Origin of the sequence: Streptomyces sp. MMG1121, from assembly GCF_001280015.1 — a bacterium.
Taxonomy (GTDB): Bacteria; Actinomycetota; Actinomycetes; order Streptomycetales; family Streptomycetaceae; genus Streptomyces.
On sequence record NZ_LGDV01000118.1, the window covers coordinates 247,319 to 264,792 of the forward strand.

The window sequence follows — 17,474 nt, forward strand, 5'->3', positions numbered from 1 at the left end:
GCCGGGACGTTAACCCCTCGGAGCAGCCAGTGTCTCCTTCGGATTCCATGGTTTTCCGCGCCCTCTGACCAGCGGATAGCAGGCCAGCCCGATCAGCACGGAGACGAAGTGGCCGAGATCGGTGAAGGTCCGCCCCTCGACCAGCGGCAGCCCGAAGACCAGCAGCACCACCGCCAGATACCCGTACCGCCAGGGCGCCGCGAGCCGGTAGGTGAGCACCCCGATCACCCCGGCCAACGCGTAACTCACCCCGATGTCCAGGGTGTCGACCGCATGGTGCGGGGCGATGCCGTCCCGGATCGCCTTCAGCAGGGCGCCCTCGCTGATCAGCGTCGCCAGCACGTGCGCCAGGACGCACACCGCGAGCCAGCGGGCCGTACCCAGCCAGCGCTCGGCCGGCGCGTGGAACACCGTGTACAGGAAGGCGTACGGGATCCAGTGGCCGCTGTCGATCCAGAACGCGCTCGCCACCAGCACCCGCACCGGGTTGTGCGACAGCTCGTGGATGTTCGTCGACCGCTGCCGCAGGAAGTGCTGCTCGAACTCCGGCGACATGCGGTGCAGGGCGACGGTCGTGACGAACAGCACCACCAGCCACACATACGCACCGGGAGCACTGCGGATCCACGCCCCCACCGCGTTCCGAGCCCGGTCAATTCGCATGAGCCGATTCACGCATGCCAGTATCGTCCGGTCCGTGATCGACATCCCCACCGCACTGGCCGAGGCGCAGGAGACGTACAACGGCGCGGCAGGGAGGGCCTTCGTCGCCGGGCTGCCGGACCTCGTGGCGGCCTTCCTGGACCGCTGGCGGCTGCGGCTCGACGGGCCCTCCATGAACGGGGTCAGCGCCCTCGTCCTGCCGGTCCGCCGGGCCGACGACACCCGCGCCGTCCTCAAGCTCCAGCTGCTGGACGAGGAGAGCGAGGGCGAACCGGTCGCGCTGCGCACCTGGAACGGCGACGGAGCCGTACGACTCCTCGACCACGACCCGCAGACCGGCACCATGCTCCTGGAGCGCCTGGACGAGTCCCGGATGCTCGCCTCGCGGACCGACACCCGCGCGGCCGTCGAGGTCATCGCCCGGCTCCTGGCCCGCCTCACGTCCTTCCCGGCGCCGCCGGGCCTGCGCCGCCTCGGCGACATCGCCGAGGCCATGCTGGAACAGACCCCATGGGCGCTTCGGCACATCCCCGACCCCGCGGCCCGCCGCCTGGTCGCCGACTGCGCCGCCGCCGTACGCGAGGTCGTCGCCGAGCCCGGTGACCGACTGCTGCACTGGGACCTGCACTTCGAGAACGTCCTCGCCGCCGACCGCGCCGACTGGCTCGCCATCGACCCCAAACCGCTGGCCGGCGACCCCGGCTTCGAGCTGTGGCCCGCCCTGGACAACCGGTTCGACGCGGCCGACGTCCGACCGCGTTTCGACGCGCTGACGGACACCCTCGGCCTGGACCGGGAGCGGGCCCGCGCCTGGACGCTCGGCCGGCTGCTGCAGAACGTCCTGTGGGACGTGGAGGACGGCCGCCCGACCGAGGAACGCCAGCTGGAGATCGCCCGCAGGCTGCGCGCCTGAAACCGGCTGCGGACACAATCCTGATCAAGGATTTACTTGTTCCTCGTTGTCGCGGTCGAGGCGGGTCGGCACCATTCGGCTGACATGAGCAGACCATTCGGTCTCCCTCCTCACCCCACCAGAAGGGCACTTCCTTGCTCTCAGGAAGACGCCGGGCGGCCTCCACCGCCCTGCTGTCCGCCACGGCCCTCATATCCACCGCGGCGTCCACCGGATGGCTCACGTCGACCGCGGCCGCCGCACCGTCGGCCAACGGCACGACCCACGTCAAGCACCTGTGCGCCCACGCCGGCACGCCGGGCCATGTCGCGTGCCTCGCCGAGGCCCGGACCGACATCCTCCAGCGCCTGACCGTCAGCCCGCACACCGCCCCGTCCGGCTACGGCCCCTCGGACCTGCAGAGCGCCTACAACCTGCCGTCCGCCACCGCCGGTTCGGGTCGCACCGTCGCCATCGTCGACGCCATGGACGACCCCGGCGCCGAGTCCGACCTCGCCGCCTACCGGACCCAGTACCACCTTCCCGCCTGCACCACCGCCAACGGCTGCTTCCGCAAGGTGAACCAGACCGGCGGCACGACGTACCCGAAGGCGGACGCGGGCTGGGCCGGCGAGATCTCCCTCGACCTCGACATGGTCAGCGCCGTCTGCCCGCAGTGCCACATCACGCTCGTCGAGGCCTCCTCCACGAGCACGAGCGACATCGGCAAGGCCGAGGACGAGGCCGTCGCCCTCGGCGCCAAGTACGTCTCCAACTCCTTCGGCGGCACCGAGGACCCGAGCGAGACCACCGCCGACGTCCAGTACTTCAACCACCCCGGCGTCGCCATCACGGTCAGCGCGGGCGACAGCGGCTACGGCGTGCAGTACCCGGCCTCCTCCCCCTACGTCACCGCGGTCGGCGGCACCTCCCTCAGCCGCTCGGGCAGCACCCGCGGGTGGAGCGAGTCGGTCTGGTCCACCTCCAGCACCGAGGGCACCGGATCCGGCTGCTCCGCGGACGAGGCCAAGCCCACCTGGCAGACCGACACCGGCTGCTCCCACCGCACGGTCGCGGACGTCTCCGCGGTCGCCGACCCGGCCACCGGCGTCGCCGTCTACGACACCTACGGCGGCGCCGGCTGGGACGTCTACGGCGGCACCAGCGCCTCCGCGCCCATCATCGCGGCCACCTACGCCCTCGCCGGCACCCCGGCCGCGAACAGCTACCCGTCCTCGTACCCCTACGGCCACGCCTCGGCGCTCAACGACGTCACCACGGGCTACGACGGCACCTGCACCACGAACTACCTGTGCGGCGCACGCACCGGCTACGACGGCCCGACCGGCCTCGGCACCCCCAACGGCACCACCGCCTTCGCCCCCGGCGCCACCGCGGTCAACTCGCTGCAGCCCGGCGGGAAGCTCACCGCCGGCCACAAGCTGAGCAGCGCGGACATCACCCTGTCGATGGGCAGCGACGGCAACCTGGTCGCCTACCTGAAGACGAACGGCACGAGCGGCAGCGGCCCGGCGATCTGGTCCAGCCACACCTCCGGCCACACCGGCGCGTACGCGTACATGCAGACGGACGGCAACCTGGTCGTCTACTCGAGCGGCGGCAGCGCCCTGTGGTCCACCCACACCAACGGCCACAGCGGCGCGTCCTTCCTGGTGCAGGACGACGGCAACATGGTGGTCTACGGCTCCGGCGGCAGCCCGGCGCTGTGGTCGACCGGCACCTATCTGCGCTCGACGAAGATCGCCTCGGGCCAGAGGCTCCAGGGCGGCTGGTGGGCCCAGACCCAGTACGCCCGCCTGGTGATGCAGCCGGACGGCAACCTCGTGATGTACCGCAAGCACGACGGCAAGGCGATCTGGTCCAGCGGTACCTCCGGCCACACCGGCGCGTACGCGTACATGCAGACGGACGGCAACCTGGTCGTCTACTCGAGCAACGGCGGCCCGGGCAAGGGCGGCGCCCTGTGGTCCACCCACACCAACGGCCACAGCGGCGCATACGCCGTCCTGCAGAGCGACGCCAACTTCGTCGTCTACACGGCCTCCGGCGGCACCGGCAAGGGCGGGGCCCTGTGGGCCAGCAACACGCGGTCGTACGTGCCCTGACCTGCCCCGACAATCCCTGAAAACCGACGATGACCTGGGGAACACCCCAGGTCATCGCCGTTTGTGGAGCCTCCTGTCGGATTCGAACCGACGACCTTCGCTTTACAAGTGGGGTCGAATCCATGATCGAGGGTGTTCGTGCCTGCCGGGTGGTGCTGTTCTTGCAGGTCAGCGCCACCCGGCCTGACACTGTGTCCTGCTTCCAGGTCCTCATGTTCAGCCGTCCGCTCACGCATCGCTCACGCATGACGGACGGCTGGCCGGGCACGCGGCGCGCCGTGGCCTATGAGGTGGTCACAGCCCGGAAGGTGGGCGTTCCCAGCGGGCGGGACAATGATGGCGCTGGGCGCCTGCCCATGTCTGATCGCCCGTGGCGGTACGTGCCCGCGTGCCACGCGAGGGGCGGAGCCGTCGGGCGGGCAGGCGCACCCCGCCCCGATCACGAGGTCACAGCGTTGGCCAGTCAAGGGTTGTCGTCCTTCCCAAGCCGGATGTCCAGCTTGCTGTCTACGTCCTGCGGCATGAGGACCGTCGATGTCCGACCACCGTGGCATTCGCTCATCACCCGCCTGCCTCGGCCCGGCAGCGGCTGATCCGGCGTACCCGGGAAGGGGAACCAACGCGCGCACCGCAAGCCGGCATCATCCTTGAACGGCTGGAAGAGCAGTTCGCCGAGCGGATCGGCGGGGAGGCGGTCGACGCCCCGCGGACGACGCTGGAGGCGCCGTGGCGGTCAGCTCCGCGGCATCCCGCCCCAGTTCTCTTCATCTCGTTCACCGCGAAAATCACCCGGCAGCGCGGGGCATGGGCCTTGATCTCCCGGGCGCACGCGAGCGCGGCCTGGAACTGCGGGCGGACCCGCACCAGGGTGCTGATCTTCTCGGCGAAGATCTGGTCCCGGGGGATGCCGCGTTCGGCGAGCGCATCGAGCTGCGACTGGAGTACCGGCAGGGTCGTGTGGTCAGCTCAGGAAAGACAGCCGGACATGGCGTTCTGGGTTGTCCCGGTCGGTGCTCACGAGTACGACGGACTGCGAGGTCCCCAGCTCAAGCTCACCGTCGACTACGGGCAACGTGGCGTGTGGTGGGACCAGAGCCGGGAGCATGTGGGCGCTGCTGCGGTCAGGTCTGCCGTGGCGGTCTTGCCAGCGGTCGTCGGCGGGAAGAACGTCGCGGAGGGCCGCCAACAGATCATTGTCGCTGCCCACGCCGGTCTCGATGACGGCCAGGCCGGACGTCGCGTGGGGAGTGAAGATGTTCAGCAGTCCGTTCCGCCCGTGAGCGACCTCTCGGAGGAAGGCGGAGCATGCGTTCGTGAGGTCGTGCAGGGTCTCGGTGGAGCCGGTTGTGATGTTGATCGTGCGGGTGGTGAAGGTGCCAGCCATGGTTCACCGGTACCCGTCGCGGAGCCCGAGCGCTGGCGGCCGGATGGGTGAACAGCATTCGCTTCGCGTCAGCCCCGCTTCTCCTCTTCGGCTTCCATGAGCCGGATTCCCTGGTGCATCAGCGTGACCATTACGGGTGTGTTTCCTTGTTCCCAGTCGACGGTGACGAGCCCTTCGCCCACCAGATATGCGCATGCGGCGGCCAGATCCCGCTCAGGGATCTGAAGATCGTCGCGTAGCTTTGCCCCGGTGACGCCGAGGAAGCGATTGCCTTCCGTGGTCTCGTACAGGGCCTTCATGATCGCATCGCGGTAGTGCTTCCGCTCTTGCAGTGTTGCCATGATCGCTGTCCACTCGTGCCAGCGCCGGACTCGGAGCCTGCGGGCCTTCGCTTCAGATTTCGTCCGCCTGTGTGCGGGCGTCCCCGGAGGATCGGCTGGATACCAGCCAGGGCTGCGCCGGCTCCGGTGTGCGGGTGGTGTCGATGGTGAGGTGGAGGCGGGTTCCGCCCGAGTCGTCGACGGGGTAGCTGCGCTGTTCGGTGGCGGCGAAGCGACATCGGAGGGCTTCTCCGACCTGACGGGCGGCTTCGGGGGACGCGGCGACGATGCGTACGTCGGCGCGCCCGGCCGAGGGGAGTTCCGGGGACTTCATGGTGACCTCGCTTGCGTGGGACGGCAGGATGACGTGTCGGTGGGTGTGATGCCGTGCGTCATAACCGCCCCCGGTCAGAAAAAGGTCGGTGTCATGCGCGGCCCCCGTTTGCCGAGACGGCTCCGCCGTCGGTCTCCCAGTCTTCTTCCCGCCACAGCGTCTCCTGTGCGTCATGGGTGGTGTGCTCGCTCGCCATGAGGGCGCTGGCGGTCAGCAGGCCGCCGGGGGTGGCTGCGGCGGACATCAGCCGGGCGGCGGCGGCCGGATCGCTCTCCGGCGGGATCACCAGCAGGTCCCAGCGGCCCGCGGTGTAGGAGAGGAGGATCAGCTTGTTCGGATCCTGCTCCTCGGCGAACCAGCCCACATGCACGGTGTGCCCGGCCACCGGCACTTTGCGCGGCACCACGGGCCAGTAGGTCGGGTTCACCGTGACATGCGTGATCCGGCCCCAGCGCGCGTCCAACACCTTCGTCAGTGCGGGAAGTTCGCGGAAGAGATCGCGAGAGCGGGGCCACCAGGCACCGTCCAGGAGCCCCGGAGGTGATCCTGCCGGAGTGAAGGAGAGGCGGGCCGGCAGTGAAGGTGCGCGCTCGCTGATGATGATGCGGTCAATGGTCGCGGTCATGGCGCGGACCTGTCCCCGGGACTCGTCGTCGAATGTCCCGGTGTTGTTGCTCGCCGAGAACGACGCCGACGTGGGAGCCGGTGCGCGAAGTACTCCCGGTCTCTTCACTCTACTCCGGCCGGTAGTCCGTGAAGGCGCTTTCGCCAGGGACTTTCCTGGCGAAAGCGGATCGGCGCCGGCGCCGCGGGGCGCGTCCGTGCCCTGGCTCGCGGAGTACGGTGAAGTGAGGAGGTCGCCTCGCCGGGCGGACGCACCGCTCTGGAAGGCGGGCGAACGCCCATGGCCGAATCCGACGCTTCGCGAGTCCCTCCGGGGGTTCTTCCGGAGGCGGTGCACCAGGCCGTCAGGCCCGGGACGGCCCTCTTGAGACTGATGACCACGCAGACCCGCGAGCAGGTTCTCGACGGCGCGTGGTGGCCGCGTTCCCGCGACATCGGCGCCGAGCTCCCCGGCCTGATCGCCGCGCTGACCGAGCACCTCGGCCCCGTCCTGCGCGTCGGACTGGACACCGACGCCTGGGAGGAACTGCCGACCCGGCTGATCATCGACGACCGGGTCGTGCACATCGACTCCTTCCCGGTCGGCGACGACACCATCCTCATCACCCGAGGCGACCAGGACCACTTCTCCCTGCTGGTGGTCCCGCCGCACGCGACGCCTGAAGCGGCCCGCACCGCCATGGCCAGCGCCGTCGCGGCCGGCAACGTCACCCAGGCCGAGAAGATCCTCATCGACACCGGTACCCATCGGGCACCCCCGGTTCCCACGGAAGAGCCTCGGACGGACCGTGAACCCGGTGAGCGGTGAGCCGTGAGGGAGCCAGCGAGACGTCGAGGCGCTTTGACGACAGGGATTCAGATCGCCCCGAAGGTGCGGCTTCGACGGACACCAATAGGTGACACTACGTCACGTGTCGCATGTGCAGAGTGATGGCGGTGGAGAGGGCCGGGACTCCGGTGTGCTGAGCCCTTCGGCCGCCTTGCCGGGGCTCGACGAGGAGCAGTTGGGGCTGCTGCGCCGGGTGGGGCGTGAATGGGGGCGGGTGTCGACTCCTGAGGCGTGGCACCGGGCGCTGCCCGTGGATTCCGATCTGGGCCGTTTCCCGTCCCCCGCGGAGATCCAGCCCGTCGGGTGGGGGCGTCTGGTCAGCGTCTCGCCTCTCGGCGGGCAACCGCCCGCCCCCGGCGAGGCCGCGGGGGAGCTGCCGCCCGGCCGACTGGGCCGCTTCGGCTACCACGTGCGCCGCGTCGTCCTGGGGGCCGCCCTGAAGAGCACGGCAATCGCGCAGGAGCGGATGCGCAAGCTGGTGGCGCTGCCCGTCCTGTCCGCCGACGCACTCTCCTCGGTCGCCTACGGGCCCGAGGCCATGCTCGCCGTCCTCGTACTCGGCGGCGCGGCGGGACTGGCCTACTCCGTGCCGATCGCCGCCACGATCGCCTTCCTGATGCTGACGGTGGGGGTGTCGTACCGCCAGACCATCCGCGCGTATCCGCACGGCGGCGGCTCGTACATCGTCGCCAGCGACAATCTGGGCCGCGTGCCCGGACTGATCGCCGCCGCCGGCCTGATGACCGATTACATCCTCACGGTCGCCGTGTCGATCGCCTCCGGGGTGGCGGCGATCACCTCGGCGGTTCCCTCGCTCGCCACCGACGCCGTCCCGATCGGCGTCGGTGTGATCGCCCTGCTGCTCGCCGGGAACCTGCGGGGCATCCGGCAGGCCGGCGCGCTGTTCGCCGCGCCGACCTACGCTTTCGTCGTCGCGGTGTTCGCGCTCGTCACCGTGGGCCTCGTCGACGCCGCCGGCCGCGGTTTCCACCCCACTGCGGCTCCGCACCTGAACGCCACGGAGAGCGTCGGCGTCCTGCTCGTGATGCGCGCCTTCGCTTCCGGGTCCACGGCGATGACCGGTATCGAGGCGATCTCCAACGCGGTGCCGGCATTCAAGCCCGTGGAGTGGCGCAACGCCCGCACCACGCTGACCTGGATGATCGGCCTGCTCATCACGCTGTTCGCCGGCACCATCGCCATGGTCCGACTCGACGGCGTCGTCCCCAGCACCCAGGAGACGGTCCTCTCCCAACTCGCCCACCACAGCTTCGGCTCCGGACCGCTGTACGTCCTCACACAGGCCGCCACGGCCGCGGTCCTGCTGCTCGCGGCGAACACCGCCTACAACGACTTCCCCCGCGTGCTGTTCCTGCTCGCCCGCGACCGACACGCCCCACAGATCTTTCTGCGCCTGGGCGACCGCCTCGCCTTCAGCAACGGGATCATTCTGCTGACGATCGCGGCGACGTTGGTCTACGTGGCCTTCAACGGCACGACCGCATCCCTGATCCCGCTCTACGCCGTCGGCGTCTTCCTGGCCTTCACCCTGTCCCAGGCCGGAATGGTGGTCCACTGGTGGCGCCTGCGTGACCGCCACTGGCGCAAGAGCCTGTTCTTCAACGCCACCGGCGCCCTGCTGTCGGCCGTCGTCTTCCTCACCGCCGGCCTCACCAAGTTCACCGAGGGCGCATGGGTCGCCGTGCTCGCCGTCGGACTGTTCCTCGTGGTGACGATGCGCATCCGGCACCACTACGAGACCGTCGGCAAGGCGCTGCGTCTGCACCCGCACGCCATCGAGTTGCCCGCCCCCGCCATCCCCGTACACCCCGGCCCCGACGCGGCACCGCCCGCGGCGACAACTCCGCAGTTCCCCGCGGCACTTCCCGACGCCCGGACGGAAGAAGAGGACGAGGAGACACCCCAGGAGATCCGCCACCTCTCGGTCGTCCCCATCGCGACCATGGACCTGGCCGGCATGCGTGCACTGGCCTACGCCGCCTCGCTCCACCAGCCCGTACTCGCCCTCCACGTCAGCCCCGAAGAGGACGAGGCCGAACGCTTCCGCCAGTACTGGACCCTGTGGGGCGACCACCTCCCGCTGGAAGTCGTGGTCTCCCCCTACCGCGCGATCGTCGCACCACTGGTCCACTACATCGAAGCCCTGCACGCGAAGCGCCCGGACCTCACCTTGACGGTCATCGTGCCGGAGATCGTCACCATGCGCCGGCGCTACCGCCTGCTGCACAGCAGGATCGCCCCGCGGCTGCGGCACGCCCTGCGCCCACTGCCGAAGATCGTCATCACCACCGTCCCCTTCCATGTGTAGCCACCTCCCCGTGGCTGTGTCTGTGGTTGCGAGGACCGGAAGGCATGAAGTGGCGGGGGTGTAAAAGCGCGGATCGGGCTCACAGCGAGGGTGTGCCCGACCCGATTGTCTGAGCCCCTCGGCTCAGGCGAACGGGGGCAATGTACCTGCCTCTTGTCCGACACCGTCTCGCAGGAATGGGGGTTGCCGTCCCGGCATTGATCACGTATGCAGGGCTGCCGACCAGGAGGTCGGCAGTTATGCGACGCCGATACCGCGAGGAGTGGGAGAGCGCCTGGGTGGAGACCGGCCGCGTCTTCACCCAGGAGAACGGCGAGATGCTCCACCCTGCCAACGTCACCCGGCGTTTCATGGAGCTGTACGAGGAGATCGGTCTCCCGCCGATCCGGCTCCACGACCTGCGCCACGGCGCGGCGACGTTGGCCCACGCGGCCGGGGCCGATCTGAAGGACATCCAGGAGATGCTCGGCCACTCCTCGATCGCCATCACGGCCGACACGTACACGAGCCTGCTGCCCGAGGCGGATCTGGCGATCGCCGAGGCCGCAGCGCGGCTCGTACCGCGCGCCCGCCGAGCGGGTGATGCCGAGAAGCCCGAAGCCGAGCGAGGGGCGGCTGACGGCGGGAAATCCGGCACCGAGGAGATGCCGGCGGATGCCGAGCGATCCGTCGGCCAGCCGGGCCGTGGCGGCGCATCCGCTCACGCACCGCTCACGCAAACGGCCCCGGACGCGGAGTCCGAGGCCGAATAGAGCGTCTCGCCTGGGAGAAACACCAGGTCAGAGCTGGTTTTCCAGAGCCCCCTGTCGGATTCGAACCGACGACCTTCGCTTTACAAGAGCGGCGCTCTGACCAGCTGAGCTAAGGAGGCCTGCGCATGGGCGCCCGTGCAGTGTACCCACGTCCGAGCCGCCTCCTGTCGAAAATTTCCGCGAAGTTCACCGGCGCCCGGGTACTGACAGACCGAGTGAACGCCAGGTACGGTCCTGAGCCAGTTCACTCGTGTGGACTACACCAACCACCTTCCTACAACGGATCGTCCGGCACGTTCCTGCCGGTAGAAGGGGGCCCATTCACCATGGCCACTGTCACGTTCGACAAGGCGACCCGGATCTACCCGGGTTCCACCAAGCCCGCCGTCGACGGTCTCGACATCGCGATCGAGGACGGCGAGTTCCTCGTCCTGGTCGGCCCGTCCGGTTGCGGAAAGTCCACCTCGCTGCGGATGCTCGCGGGCCTGGAGGACGTCAACGGCGGCGCCATCCGCATCGGTGACCGCGACGTCACGCACCTGCCGCCCAAGGACCGGGACATCGCCATGGTGTTCCAGAACTACGCCCTGTACCCGCACATGACGGTCGCCGACAACATGGGCTTCGCCCTGAAGATCGCGGGCGTCAACAAGGCGGAGATCCGGCAGAAGGTCGAGGAGGCCGCGAAGATCCTCGACCTCACCGAGTACCTCGACCGCAAGCCGAAGGCCCTCTCCGGCGGTCAGCGCCAGCGTGTCGCGATGGGCCGCGCGATCGTCCGCGAGCCGCAGGTCTTCCTCATGGACGAGCCGCTGTCCAACCTGGACGCCAAGCTCCGTGTGAGCACCCGTACACAGATCGCGTCGCTGCAGCGCCGGCTCGGCATCACCACCGTCTACGTCACCCACGACCAGGTCGAGGCCATGACGATGGGCGACCGGGTCGCCGTACTGAAGGACGGTCTGCTCCAGCAGGTCGACTCGCCGCGCAACATGTACGACAAGCCCGCGAACCTCTTCGTCGCCGGCTTCATCGGCTCCCCCGCCATGAACCTGATCGAGGTCCCGGTCACCGACGGCGGCGTGAAGTTCGGCAACAGCGTCGTCCCCGTCAACCGGGAGGCCCTGAAGGCCGCCACCGACAAGGGCGACCAGACCGTGACCGTGGGTGTGCGCCCCGAGCACTTCGACGTCGTCGAGCACGACAGCGGCGCGGCGGCCTCCCTGAGCAAGGACAGCGCCGACGCCCCGGCCGGCCTCGCCGTGTCGGTAAACGTGGTCGAGGAGACCGGCGCCGACGGCTACGTCTACGGCACCGTCGAGGTCGGCGGCGAGACGAAGGACCTCGTGGTTCGCGTCAGCAGCCGCGCCGTGCCGGAGAAGGGCGCCACGGTGCACGTCGTGCCGCGGCCGGGCGAGATCCACGTGTTCTCCACGTCCACGGGCGAGCGGCTCTCCGACTGAGCGGACTGAGCTGCGCGTTCGCGCAGAGGTTGACGAAGAGGGCCCCGCGGACCGCCGCGGGGCCCTCTTCGTACCGGGATGTACGTGTGGTCGCACCTCGGATATACCCCGGCACAGCGATCATTTCGGGTGGACGGCGTCAACCCTCTACCCCGAAAACGGCGCTTCCTCATCCCCCATAAGAGTGACGCAATGTCGCCAAATCATCACCGGGCGCTACCCTCACACGCGTGAAGCACTCCACCACTCCTCAGACGCGACGCGGCCACCGGGGCGGCCCTGCCCGCCGGATCGGCCGCACCCTCGCCCTTGTCCTGCCTGTCGTCCTGGTGCTGTCCGGAACCCTCGCGGTCACCCGGGTCAACTGGACCGGGAGCCCCTCCGGCTCGGCGCTGGCCGCCTCGGACGTCACCTCGGCGGCGGTCTCCTCCAAGGCGGTCCCCGAAGCCCCACAGGACGCGCTCCGCGACCGGCTGATGGGCGAGCTGCAGGACGAGAACCCGGGGGTGGTCCTCACCAACCTCCAGCAGGCCGTCAACGAACACCCGTCACTGGCCCGGCACTGCTCCTCCATCGCCCGCGCCCTGGGCAAGGCCGCGGTGCGGATCTACGGCGCCCCGCGCGCCCAGTCCTACGCCCGACCGGTGTGCGACACGGCGTTCGCCTCGGGCGTGCTCGCCGCGCACAGCTGAGGGTGGCCGGCCCGGGCGGGGCGGCACGTACAGTGCGGGCATGACCCATCCCAACGCCGAGTCGCGCCCCACCCAAGCCGTGGTCCTGGCCGGTGGCCAGGGCTCCCGGCTGCGTCCGTACACCGACGACCGGCCCAAGCCGATGGTCGAGATTCCCGGCACGGGCACCCCGATCATCGGCCATCAGCTGACCTGGCTCGCCGAGGAAGGCGTGACGGACGTGGTGGTCTCCTGCGGCCACCTCGCCGAAGTCCTGGAGAAGTGGCTGGACTCCGCCGACCTGCCGGTCTCCGTCACCACCGTCGTGGAGACCGAGCCCCTCGGCCGCGGCGGCGGCCTCAAGTACGCCGCCGCGCATCTGCCCCGTCCCGACCGGCCGTGGTACGCCACCAACGGCGACATCTGGACCCGCTTCTCCCTGCGGGACATGGCCGACTTCCACACCGAGCGGGACGCCGTCGCCACCCTGGCGCTGGCGCGGCCGCGTATCCCGTGGGGCGCGGTGAAGACCGACGGGTTCGGGCACATCACCGACTTCATCGAGGCTCCGCCGTCGACGTTCGAGATCAACGCGGGTGTGTACGTGTTCTCGCCGGAGTTCGCGGCGTCGCTGCCCGAGCGGGGGGACCACGAGCGGACCACGTTCCCCCGGCTGGCCCGGGAGCAGAAGCTCTTCGGGTTCCCCATTCCGCAGGGGGCCTACTGGCGGGCCATCGACACGGCCAAGGATCTGACCGAGGCGGCCAAGGAACTGGCGGCCTTGGGGCGGTAGGCACGGTCACCCCGCTCCCGGCCCAACCAGCCCGAAGGGCCCCGCATCTTCGTGATGCGGGGCCCTTCGCTGCTTCTCGTACGCGCTATCCGAGCAGTCCGCCCACCAGGCCCGGCTGGCCCGAGGACGAGGAGCCGCCGTCCGAGCTGCCGGTGCCGCCCGTCGAGGACGGGCCGCCGGTGCTGGTCGGGCCCGCTGTCGTGGTCGGGGAGCCGCCCGTCGGGGACGAGTGGCGGGGCGGGATCTGGCCCGTGGCGCCCTGGGTCTGGCTGGGCGTCGTGGTCGTACCGCCGACGGTGTGCGTGGCGCCCGGCGTCGTCGCCGCGCCGGACGGGCTCGCGCCGGCCGTGGCGCCGCCCGTGGGGGCCGTGGAGGCCGACGGTGCCGTGCGGTGTCGCGTGCCCGGTTCCTGGGGGAGCGCGGAGCCGGGGAGGTTGTTGCGGGGGGCCTCGCCCGGGCCGGGGACGACCACGCGGCTGGAGTCGCGTACGGCGCCGCCGAGCATGGAGCCGACGAGCAGGGTCACTCCGACGGTGATCACCGTGATCAGCGCGCCACGGCGCAGGACGTACTGGCGCAGCTCCCAGATGTCCGCACGGGGGCCGAGACGGCGCCAGGCACCGGCGGCGAGGCGGCCGTCCACGGAGTAGACGGGGGCACCGGCGATGATCAGCGGGGACCAGGCGGCGAGGTAGATGATGTCGGGGGCGTCGTAGGCGGGGACGGTCTTCCAGCTGACCGTGACGATCAGGGCGGCGGAGAGCAGGGCGCCGACGACCGCGGCCACGCGCTGCCAGCAGCCGAGGATCGTCAGGACGCCGACGACCACCTGGAGGAAGGCGATGACCAGGCCGGCGCCGACCGGGTGGTGCAGGGCGAACTGGCGCAGCGGCTCGGCCACGTCCCACGGGTGCAGGGTGTTGAGCCACTTGACCATCGAGCCGCGCTTGCCGCCGTCGAAGTAGACGGGGTCGCACAGCTTGCCCATGCCGGCGTAGATGGAGATGAAGCCGAGGAAGATGCGCAGGGGGAGCAGGACGACGCCGAGGTTCATACGGCGGCCGGGGTAGTAGGCGTGCCGGGCCGGGTCGTCGCCCTGGCGCTTGAGGGGGCGCTCGGTGTCGTCGGGAGCGCTGGGGTCCCGGTAGCCGTCGTAGTCGCCGTAGCCGTCGCGGCGGTCGAAGTCGGCTTCCGTGTAGGGGGGTTCGTCGTAGGCGCCGCCGACCGTGCGCATGTGCGGCAGCAGGCGGGTGCCGTCGGCTTCGGAGGCGGTGCGCTGGTGGCCCACGACGGGGGTCTCGACGGTCTGGTCGAGCGCGTCGTAGTCGTCGCCGTAGCCGGGCTCGACGCGCGGGATGACCTGGGTGGCGCCGCCCTCGGGCTCCTCGGCCTGGCGGACGCTGCCCCGTACGGCCTGGAGGAGTCGGTGGGCGCCGGTGTCGTCGGGGGCGGACTTGCCGCTCCACACGACGGGGCGGCGGCGGCCGGCCGTGCCCACGACGGGCATCCGGGCGGGGTCCTGTGCGCTCAGATGCCGGGCGATCCGCGGGGATTGGGTGCGCTTCGCCGAGGCGCCCAGCTGCACGCGGAAGCTGGCGTGAGCGACGATGACCTGCGCCGGATCGCTCGGCACCTTCACCATGCTCAGCGCGGGAGCGTCGTCGAGTCCGGCCTGGAATCCCGATGAGCGGTCCCCCGTGGGTGTGCGGGGTGTTCTGGTGTCCACACTCATCTAACCGAGTGACGCGGAGTTAGGACACGTCTTTGACCGGCCGGATGTGTCCGGACCCCGTCAAAGCGGCCCGGAACACCGTACGGACGCCGGAACCACCCCGAAGGGATGAGAATCCGAACGGCCGTTCAGACGCGCCTGCGCGCCGCCTCGTACAGCACGATGCCGGCCGCCACACCGGCGTTGAGCGACTCCGCGCCACCCGGCATGGGGATGCGGACCCGCACGTCGCACGTCTCGCCGACCAGCCGGGACAGGCCCTTGCCCTCGCTGCCGACGACGATGACGACCGGGCCCCCGAGGGCCGCCACGTCGCCGAGTTCCGCCTCGCCGTCCGCCGCCAGGCCCACGACCGTGATGCCGGCCTTCTTGTACGCCTCCAGGGCGCGGGTGAGGTTGGTGGCGCGGGCGACCGGGGTGCGGGCGGCCGTGCCGGCGGAGGTCTTCCAGGCGCCCGCCGTCATACCGGCCGAGCGGCGCTCGGGCACGACGACGCCGTGGCCGCCGAAGGCGGAGACGGAGCGGACGACGGCGCCGAGGTTGCGCGGGTCGGTGACCCCGTCCAGGGCGACGATCAGCGGGTCCGCGCCCTCGTCGTAGGCCGCGGCGGCGAGGTCCTCGGGGTGCGCGTACTCGTACGGCGGGACCTGCAGGACGAGGCCCTGGTGGTTGAGGCCGTTCGTCATGCGGTCCAGCTCGGGGCGCGGGGCCTCCATCAGGTTGATGCCGCCGCGCTCGGCGGCGAGCTGGAGGGCCTCGCGGACGCGCTCGTCGTTGTCGATGAACTGCTGGACGTAGAGCGTGTTCGCGGGCACGCCCTCGCGCAGCGCCTCGACCACCGGGTTACGGCCGACGACCAGCTCGGAGGCCGACTTGCCGCCCCGGCCCCGGGCCACGGGACGGCGCGCGGTCTGCTTGGCCTTGGCGTTGGCGATGCGGTTCTTCTTGTGGCCCTTGCGCATCTCGGCGGGCGGGGTCGGACCCTTGCCCTCCAGGCCACGGCGCCGCTGGCCGCCGGAGCCGACCTGCGCGCCCTTCTTGCCGGACATGCGGCGGTTGTTCGCGGCCATGAGTTACTCGTCTCCGTGAGCTTCGTACGTACGTCTTATGCAGTGTGCCGCCCGGACGGCCGGGCGGCACAGTCGATCAAGCGGGGGTCAGCGCGGGCCGAGTGACCAGCGGGGGCCCTGGGGGCTGTCCTCGATGACGAGGCCGGACTGGCCGAGCTGGTCGCGGACGGCATCGGCGGTGGCCCAGTCCTTGCGGGCGCGGGCCGACTCACGCTGGTCCAGGACGAGCCGCACCAGGCTGTCCACGACGCCGTGCAGGTCTTCGCTGCGGCCCGCGTCCTCGCCGGCCCAGAACGCGTCCAGCGGGTCGAGACCGAGGACGCCGAGCATGGCCCGTACCTCGGCGAGCCGGGCCACGGCCGCTTCCTTGTCGTCGGCGGCCAGCGCGCTGTTGCCCTGCCGGACGGTGGTGTGCACGATGGCGAGGGCCTGCGGAACGCCCAGGTCGTCGTCCATCGCCTCGGCGAAGGCCGGCGGGACCTCGGCGGCCGGCTCGACCACCGCCCCGGCCTTCTCCACCACACGCTGCACGAAGCCCTCGATCCGCGCGAACGCCGACGCGGCCTCGCGCAGCGACTCCTCGCTGTACTCGATCATCGAGCGGTAGTGCGGGGAACCCAGGTAGTAGCGCAGCACGATCGGACGCCACACCTTGACCATCTCGCTGACCAGCACACTGTTGCCCAGCGACTTCGACATCTTGTCCCCGGCCATGGTGACCCAGGCATTGTGCACCCAGTACCGGGCGAAGTCGTCACCGTAGGCCCTGGCCTGCGCGATCTCGTTCTCATGGTGCGGGAAGATCAGGTCCAGCCCGCCGCCGTGGATGTCGAAGGCACTGCCCAGGTACTTGTGCGCCATCGCCGAGCACTCCAGATGCCAGCCCGGACGGCCGGGGCCCCACGGAGTCGGCCAGGACGGCTCACCCGGCTTGGCGGCCTTCCACATGGCGAAGTCCCGCGCGTCCCGCTTACCGGTCTCCCCCTCCCCGGAGGGCTGCAGCAGGTTGTCCAGCTCCTGACGGGACAGTTCCAGATAGTGCGGGAAGGACCGGACGTCGAAGTACACGTTTCCGTCGGCCGCGTAGGCGTGACCGCGCTCGATCAGGCGCTGCATCATCTCGATCATCTCGGTGATGTGGCCGGTGGCACGCGGTTCGTACGTCGGCGCCAGGCAGCCCAGAGCGGTGTAGCCCTCGTTGAAGGCACGCTCGTTCTGGTACCCGATCGCCCACCACGGACGGCCCTGCTCACCCGCCTTGGCGATGATCTTGTCGTCGATGTCCGTGACGTTGCGGACGAACGTCACCTCGTAGCCGCGGTACGCGAACCAGCGGCGCATGATGTCGAAGTTGAGCCCCGACCGGATGTGACCGATATGCGGTGCCGCCTGCACCGTGGCGCCACACAGGTAGATCGAGACACAACCCGGCACGAGCGGGGTGAAGTCACGGATCTGCCGGGCGCTGGTGTCGTACAGGCGAATAGTCACC

Annotated in this window: 16 protein-coding genes and 1 tRNA gene; 8 read left to right on the forward strand and 9 right to left on the reverse strand. The window is 70.3% G+C overall.

Features of this window, described 5'->3' with window-relative positions; translation table 11 throughout:
* Positions 1–9: 9 nt before the first annotated feature.
* Positions 10–663, reverse strand: a complete 654-nt coding sequence (locus ADK64_RS12200; protein ID WP_199829580.1) for a rhomboid-like protein — start codon at positions 661–663, stop codon at positions 10–12.
* Here ADK64_RS12200 and ADK64_RS12205 point away from each other — a divergent pair.
* Together ADK64_RS12205 and ADK64_RS47140 are read left to right on the forward strand one after the other, a co-directional pair.
* Positions 662–1,576 carry an aminoglycoside phosphotransferase family protein gene (locus ADK64_RS12205; RefSeq protein ID WP_053658011.1) on the forward strand — a complete coding sequence of 305 codons (915 nt, stop codon included), beginning with the start codon at positions 662–664 and terminating at the stop codon, positions 1,574–1,576. The two genes, ADK64_RS12200 and ADK64_RS12205, sit on opposite strands and share 2 nt — an antisense overlap.
* A gap of 134 nt (positions 1,577–1,710) precedes the next feature.
* Positions 1,711–3,681, forward strand: coding sequence for a hypothetical protein (locus ADK64_RS47140; protein ID WP_063789893.1), 1,971 nt, complete (start codon positions 1,711–1,713; stop codon positions 3,679–3,681).
* Between the two features lie 961 nt (positions 3,682–4,642).
* Here the strand turns inward: ADK64_RS47140 and ADK64_RS12215 are convergent.
* The 4 genes from ADK64_RS12215 to ADK64_RS12230 all read right to left on the reverse strand — a co-directional run bounded on the left by ADK64_RS12215 (position 4,643) and on the right by ADK64_RS12230 (position 6,344).
* The gene (locus ADK64_RS12215) at positions 4,643–5,065 is read right to left on the reverse strand and encodes a YjbQ family protein (protein WP_053658013.1); all 423 of its coding nucleotides are present in this window, start codon (positions 5,063–5,065) and stop codon (positions 4,643–4,645) included.
* Positions 5,066–5,133: 68 nt separating this feature from the next.
* Positions 5,134–5,406, reverse strand: coding sequence for a hypothetical protein (locus ADK64_RS12220; RefSeq protein ID WP_053658015.1), 273 nt, complete (start codon positions 5,404–5,406; stop codon positions 5,134–5,136).
* A 52-nt stretch (positions 5,407–5,458) separates the two neighbouring features.
* A complete protein-coding gene (locus ADK64_RS12225; RefSeq protein WP_053658017.1) occupies positions 5,459–5,719 on the reverse strand; it encodes a hypothetical protein in 261 nt (86 codons plus the stop codon).
* Positions 5,720–5,810: 91 nt separating this feature from the next.
* Positions 5,811–6,344, reverse strand: coding sequence for a DUF5994 family protein (locus ADK64_RS12230; protein ID WP_053658019.1), 534 nt, complete (start codon positions 6,342–6,344; stop codon positions 5,811–5,813).
* Positions 6,345–6,623: 279 nt separating this feature from the next.
* Here ADK64_RS12230 and ADK64_RS12235 point away from each other — a divergent pair, with 279 nt between their 5' ends.
* The 3 genes from ADK64_RS12235 to ADK64_RS12245 all read left to right on the forward strand — a co-directional run bounded on the left by ADK64_RS12235 (position 6,624) and on the right by ADK64_RS12245 (position 10,253).
* Entirely contained in the window at positions 6,624–7,151 is a 528-nt protein-coding gene (locus tag ADK64_RS12235; RefSeq protein ID WP_053658020.1) for a DUF5994 family protein, read from the forward strand.
* A 487-nt stretch (positions 7,152–7,638) separates the two neighbouring features.
* Entirely contained in the window at positions 7,639–9,501 is a 1,863-nt protein-coding gene (locus ADK64_RS12240; protein ID WP_234384548.1) for an APC family permease, read from the forward strand.
* Between the two features lie 239 nt (positions 9,502–9,740).
* Entirely contained in the window at positions 9,741–10,253 is a 513-nt protein-coding gene (locus ADK64_RS12245; protein ID WP_053658028.1) for a tyrosine-type recombinase/integrase, read from the forward strand.
* Between the two features lie 45 nt (positions 10,254–10,298).
* Here ADK64_RS12245 and ADK64_RS12250 read toward each other — a convergent pair.
* Positions 10,299–10,372, reverse strand: a tRNA-Thr gene (locus ADK64_RS12250).
* Positions 10,373–10,579: 207 nt separating this feature from the next.
* Here ADK64_RS12250 and msiK point away from each other — a divergent pair.
* From msiK to ADK64_RS12265, 3 genes are all read left to right on the forward strand, one after another.
* Entirely contained in the window at positions 10,580–11,716 is a 1,137-nt protein-coding gene (msiK, locus tag ADK64_RS12255) for a diacetylchitobiose ABC transporter ATP-binding protein MsiK (RefSeq protein WP_053658032.1), read from the forward strand.
* 230 nt (positions 11,717–11,946) lie between these two features.
* Positions 11,947–12,408 (forward strand): hypothetical protein, encoded by a 462-nt coding sequence (locus ADK64_RS12260; RefSeq protein ID WP_053658033.1) that lies wholly within the window; start codon positions 11,947–11,949, stop codon positions 12,406–12,408.
* Between the two features lie 40 nt (positions 12,409–12,448).
* Positions 12,449–13,180, forward strand: a complete 732-nt coding sequence (locus ADK64_RS12265) for a nucleotidyltransferase family protein (protein WP_053658036.1) — start codon at positions 12,449–12,451, stop codon at positions 13,178–13,180.
* 85 nt (positions 13,181–13,265) lie between these two features.
* Here ADK64_RS12265 and ADK64_RS12270 read toward each other — a convergent pair whose 3' ends face one another.
* The 3 genes from ADK64_RS12270 to cysS all read right to left on the reverse strand — a co-directional run bounded on the left by ADK64_RS12270 (position 13,266) and on the right by cysS (position 17,473).
* Positions 13,266–14,912 carry a DoxX family protein gene (locus ADK64_RS12270; protein ID WP_199829581.1) on the reverse strand — a complete coding sequence of 549 codons (1,647 nt, stop codon included), beginning with the start codon at positions 14,910–14,912 and terminating at the stop codon, positions 13,266–13,268.
* A 128-nt stretch (positions 14,913–15,040) separates the two neighbouring features.
* Positions 15,041–15,982, reverse strand: coding sequence for a 23S rRNA (guanosine(2251)-2'-O)-methyltransferase RlmB (rlmB, locus tag ADK64_RS12275; protein ID WP_053658040.1), 942 nt, complete (start codon positions 15,980–15,982; stop codon positions 15,041–15,043).
* 87 nt (positions 15,983–16,069) lie between these two features.
* Positions 16,070–17,473: a cysteine--tRNA ligase gene (gene cysS, locus ADK64_RS12280; RefSeq protein ID WP_053658042.1), complete on the reverse strand. Its 1,404-nt coding sequence runs from the start codon at positions 17,471–17,473 to the stop codon at positions 16,070–16,072.
* Between the last annotated feature and the right edge of the window lies 1 nt (position 17,474).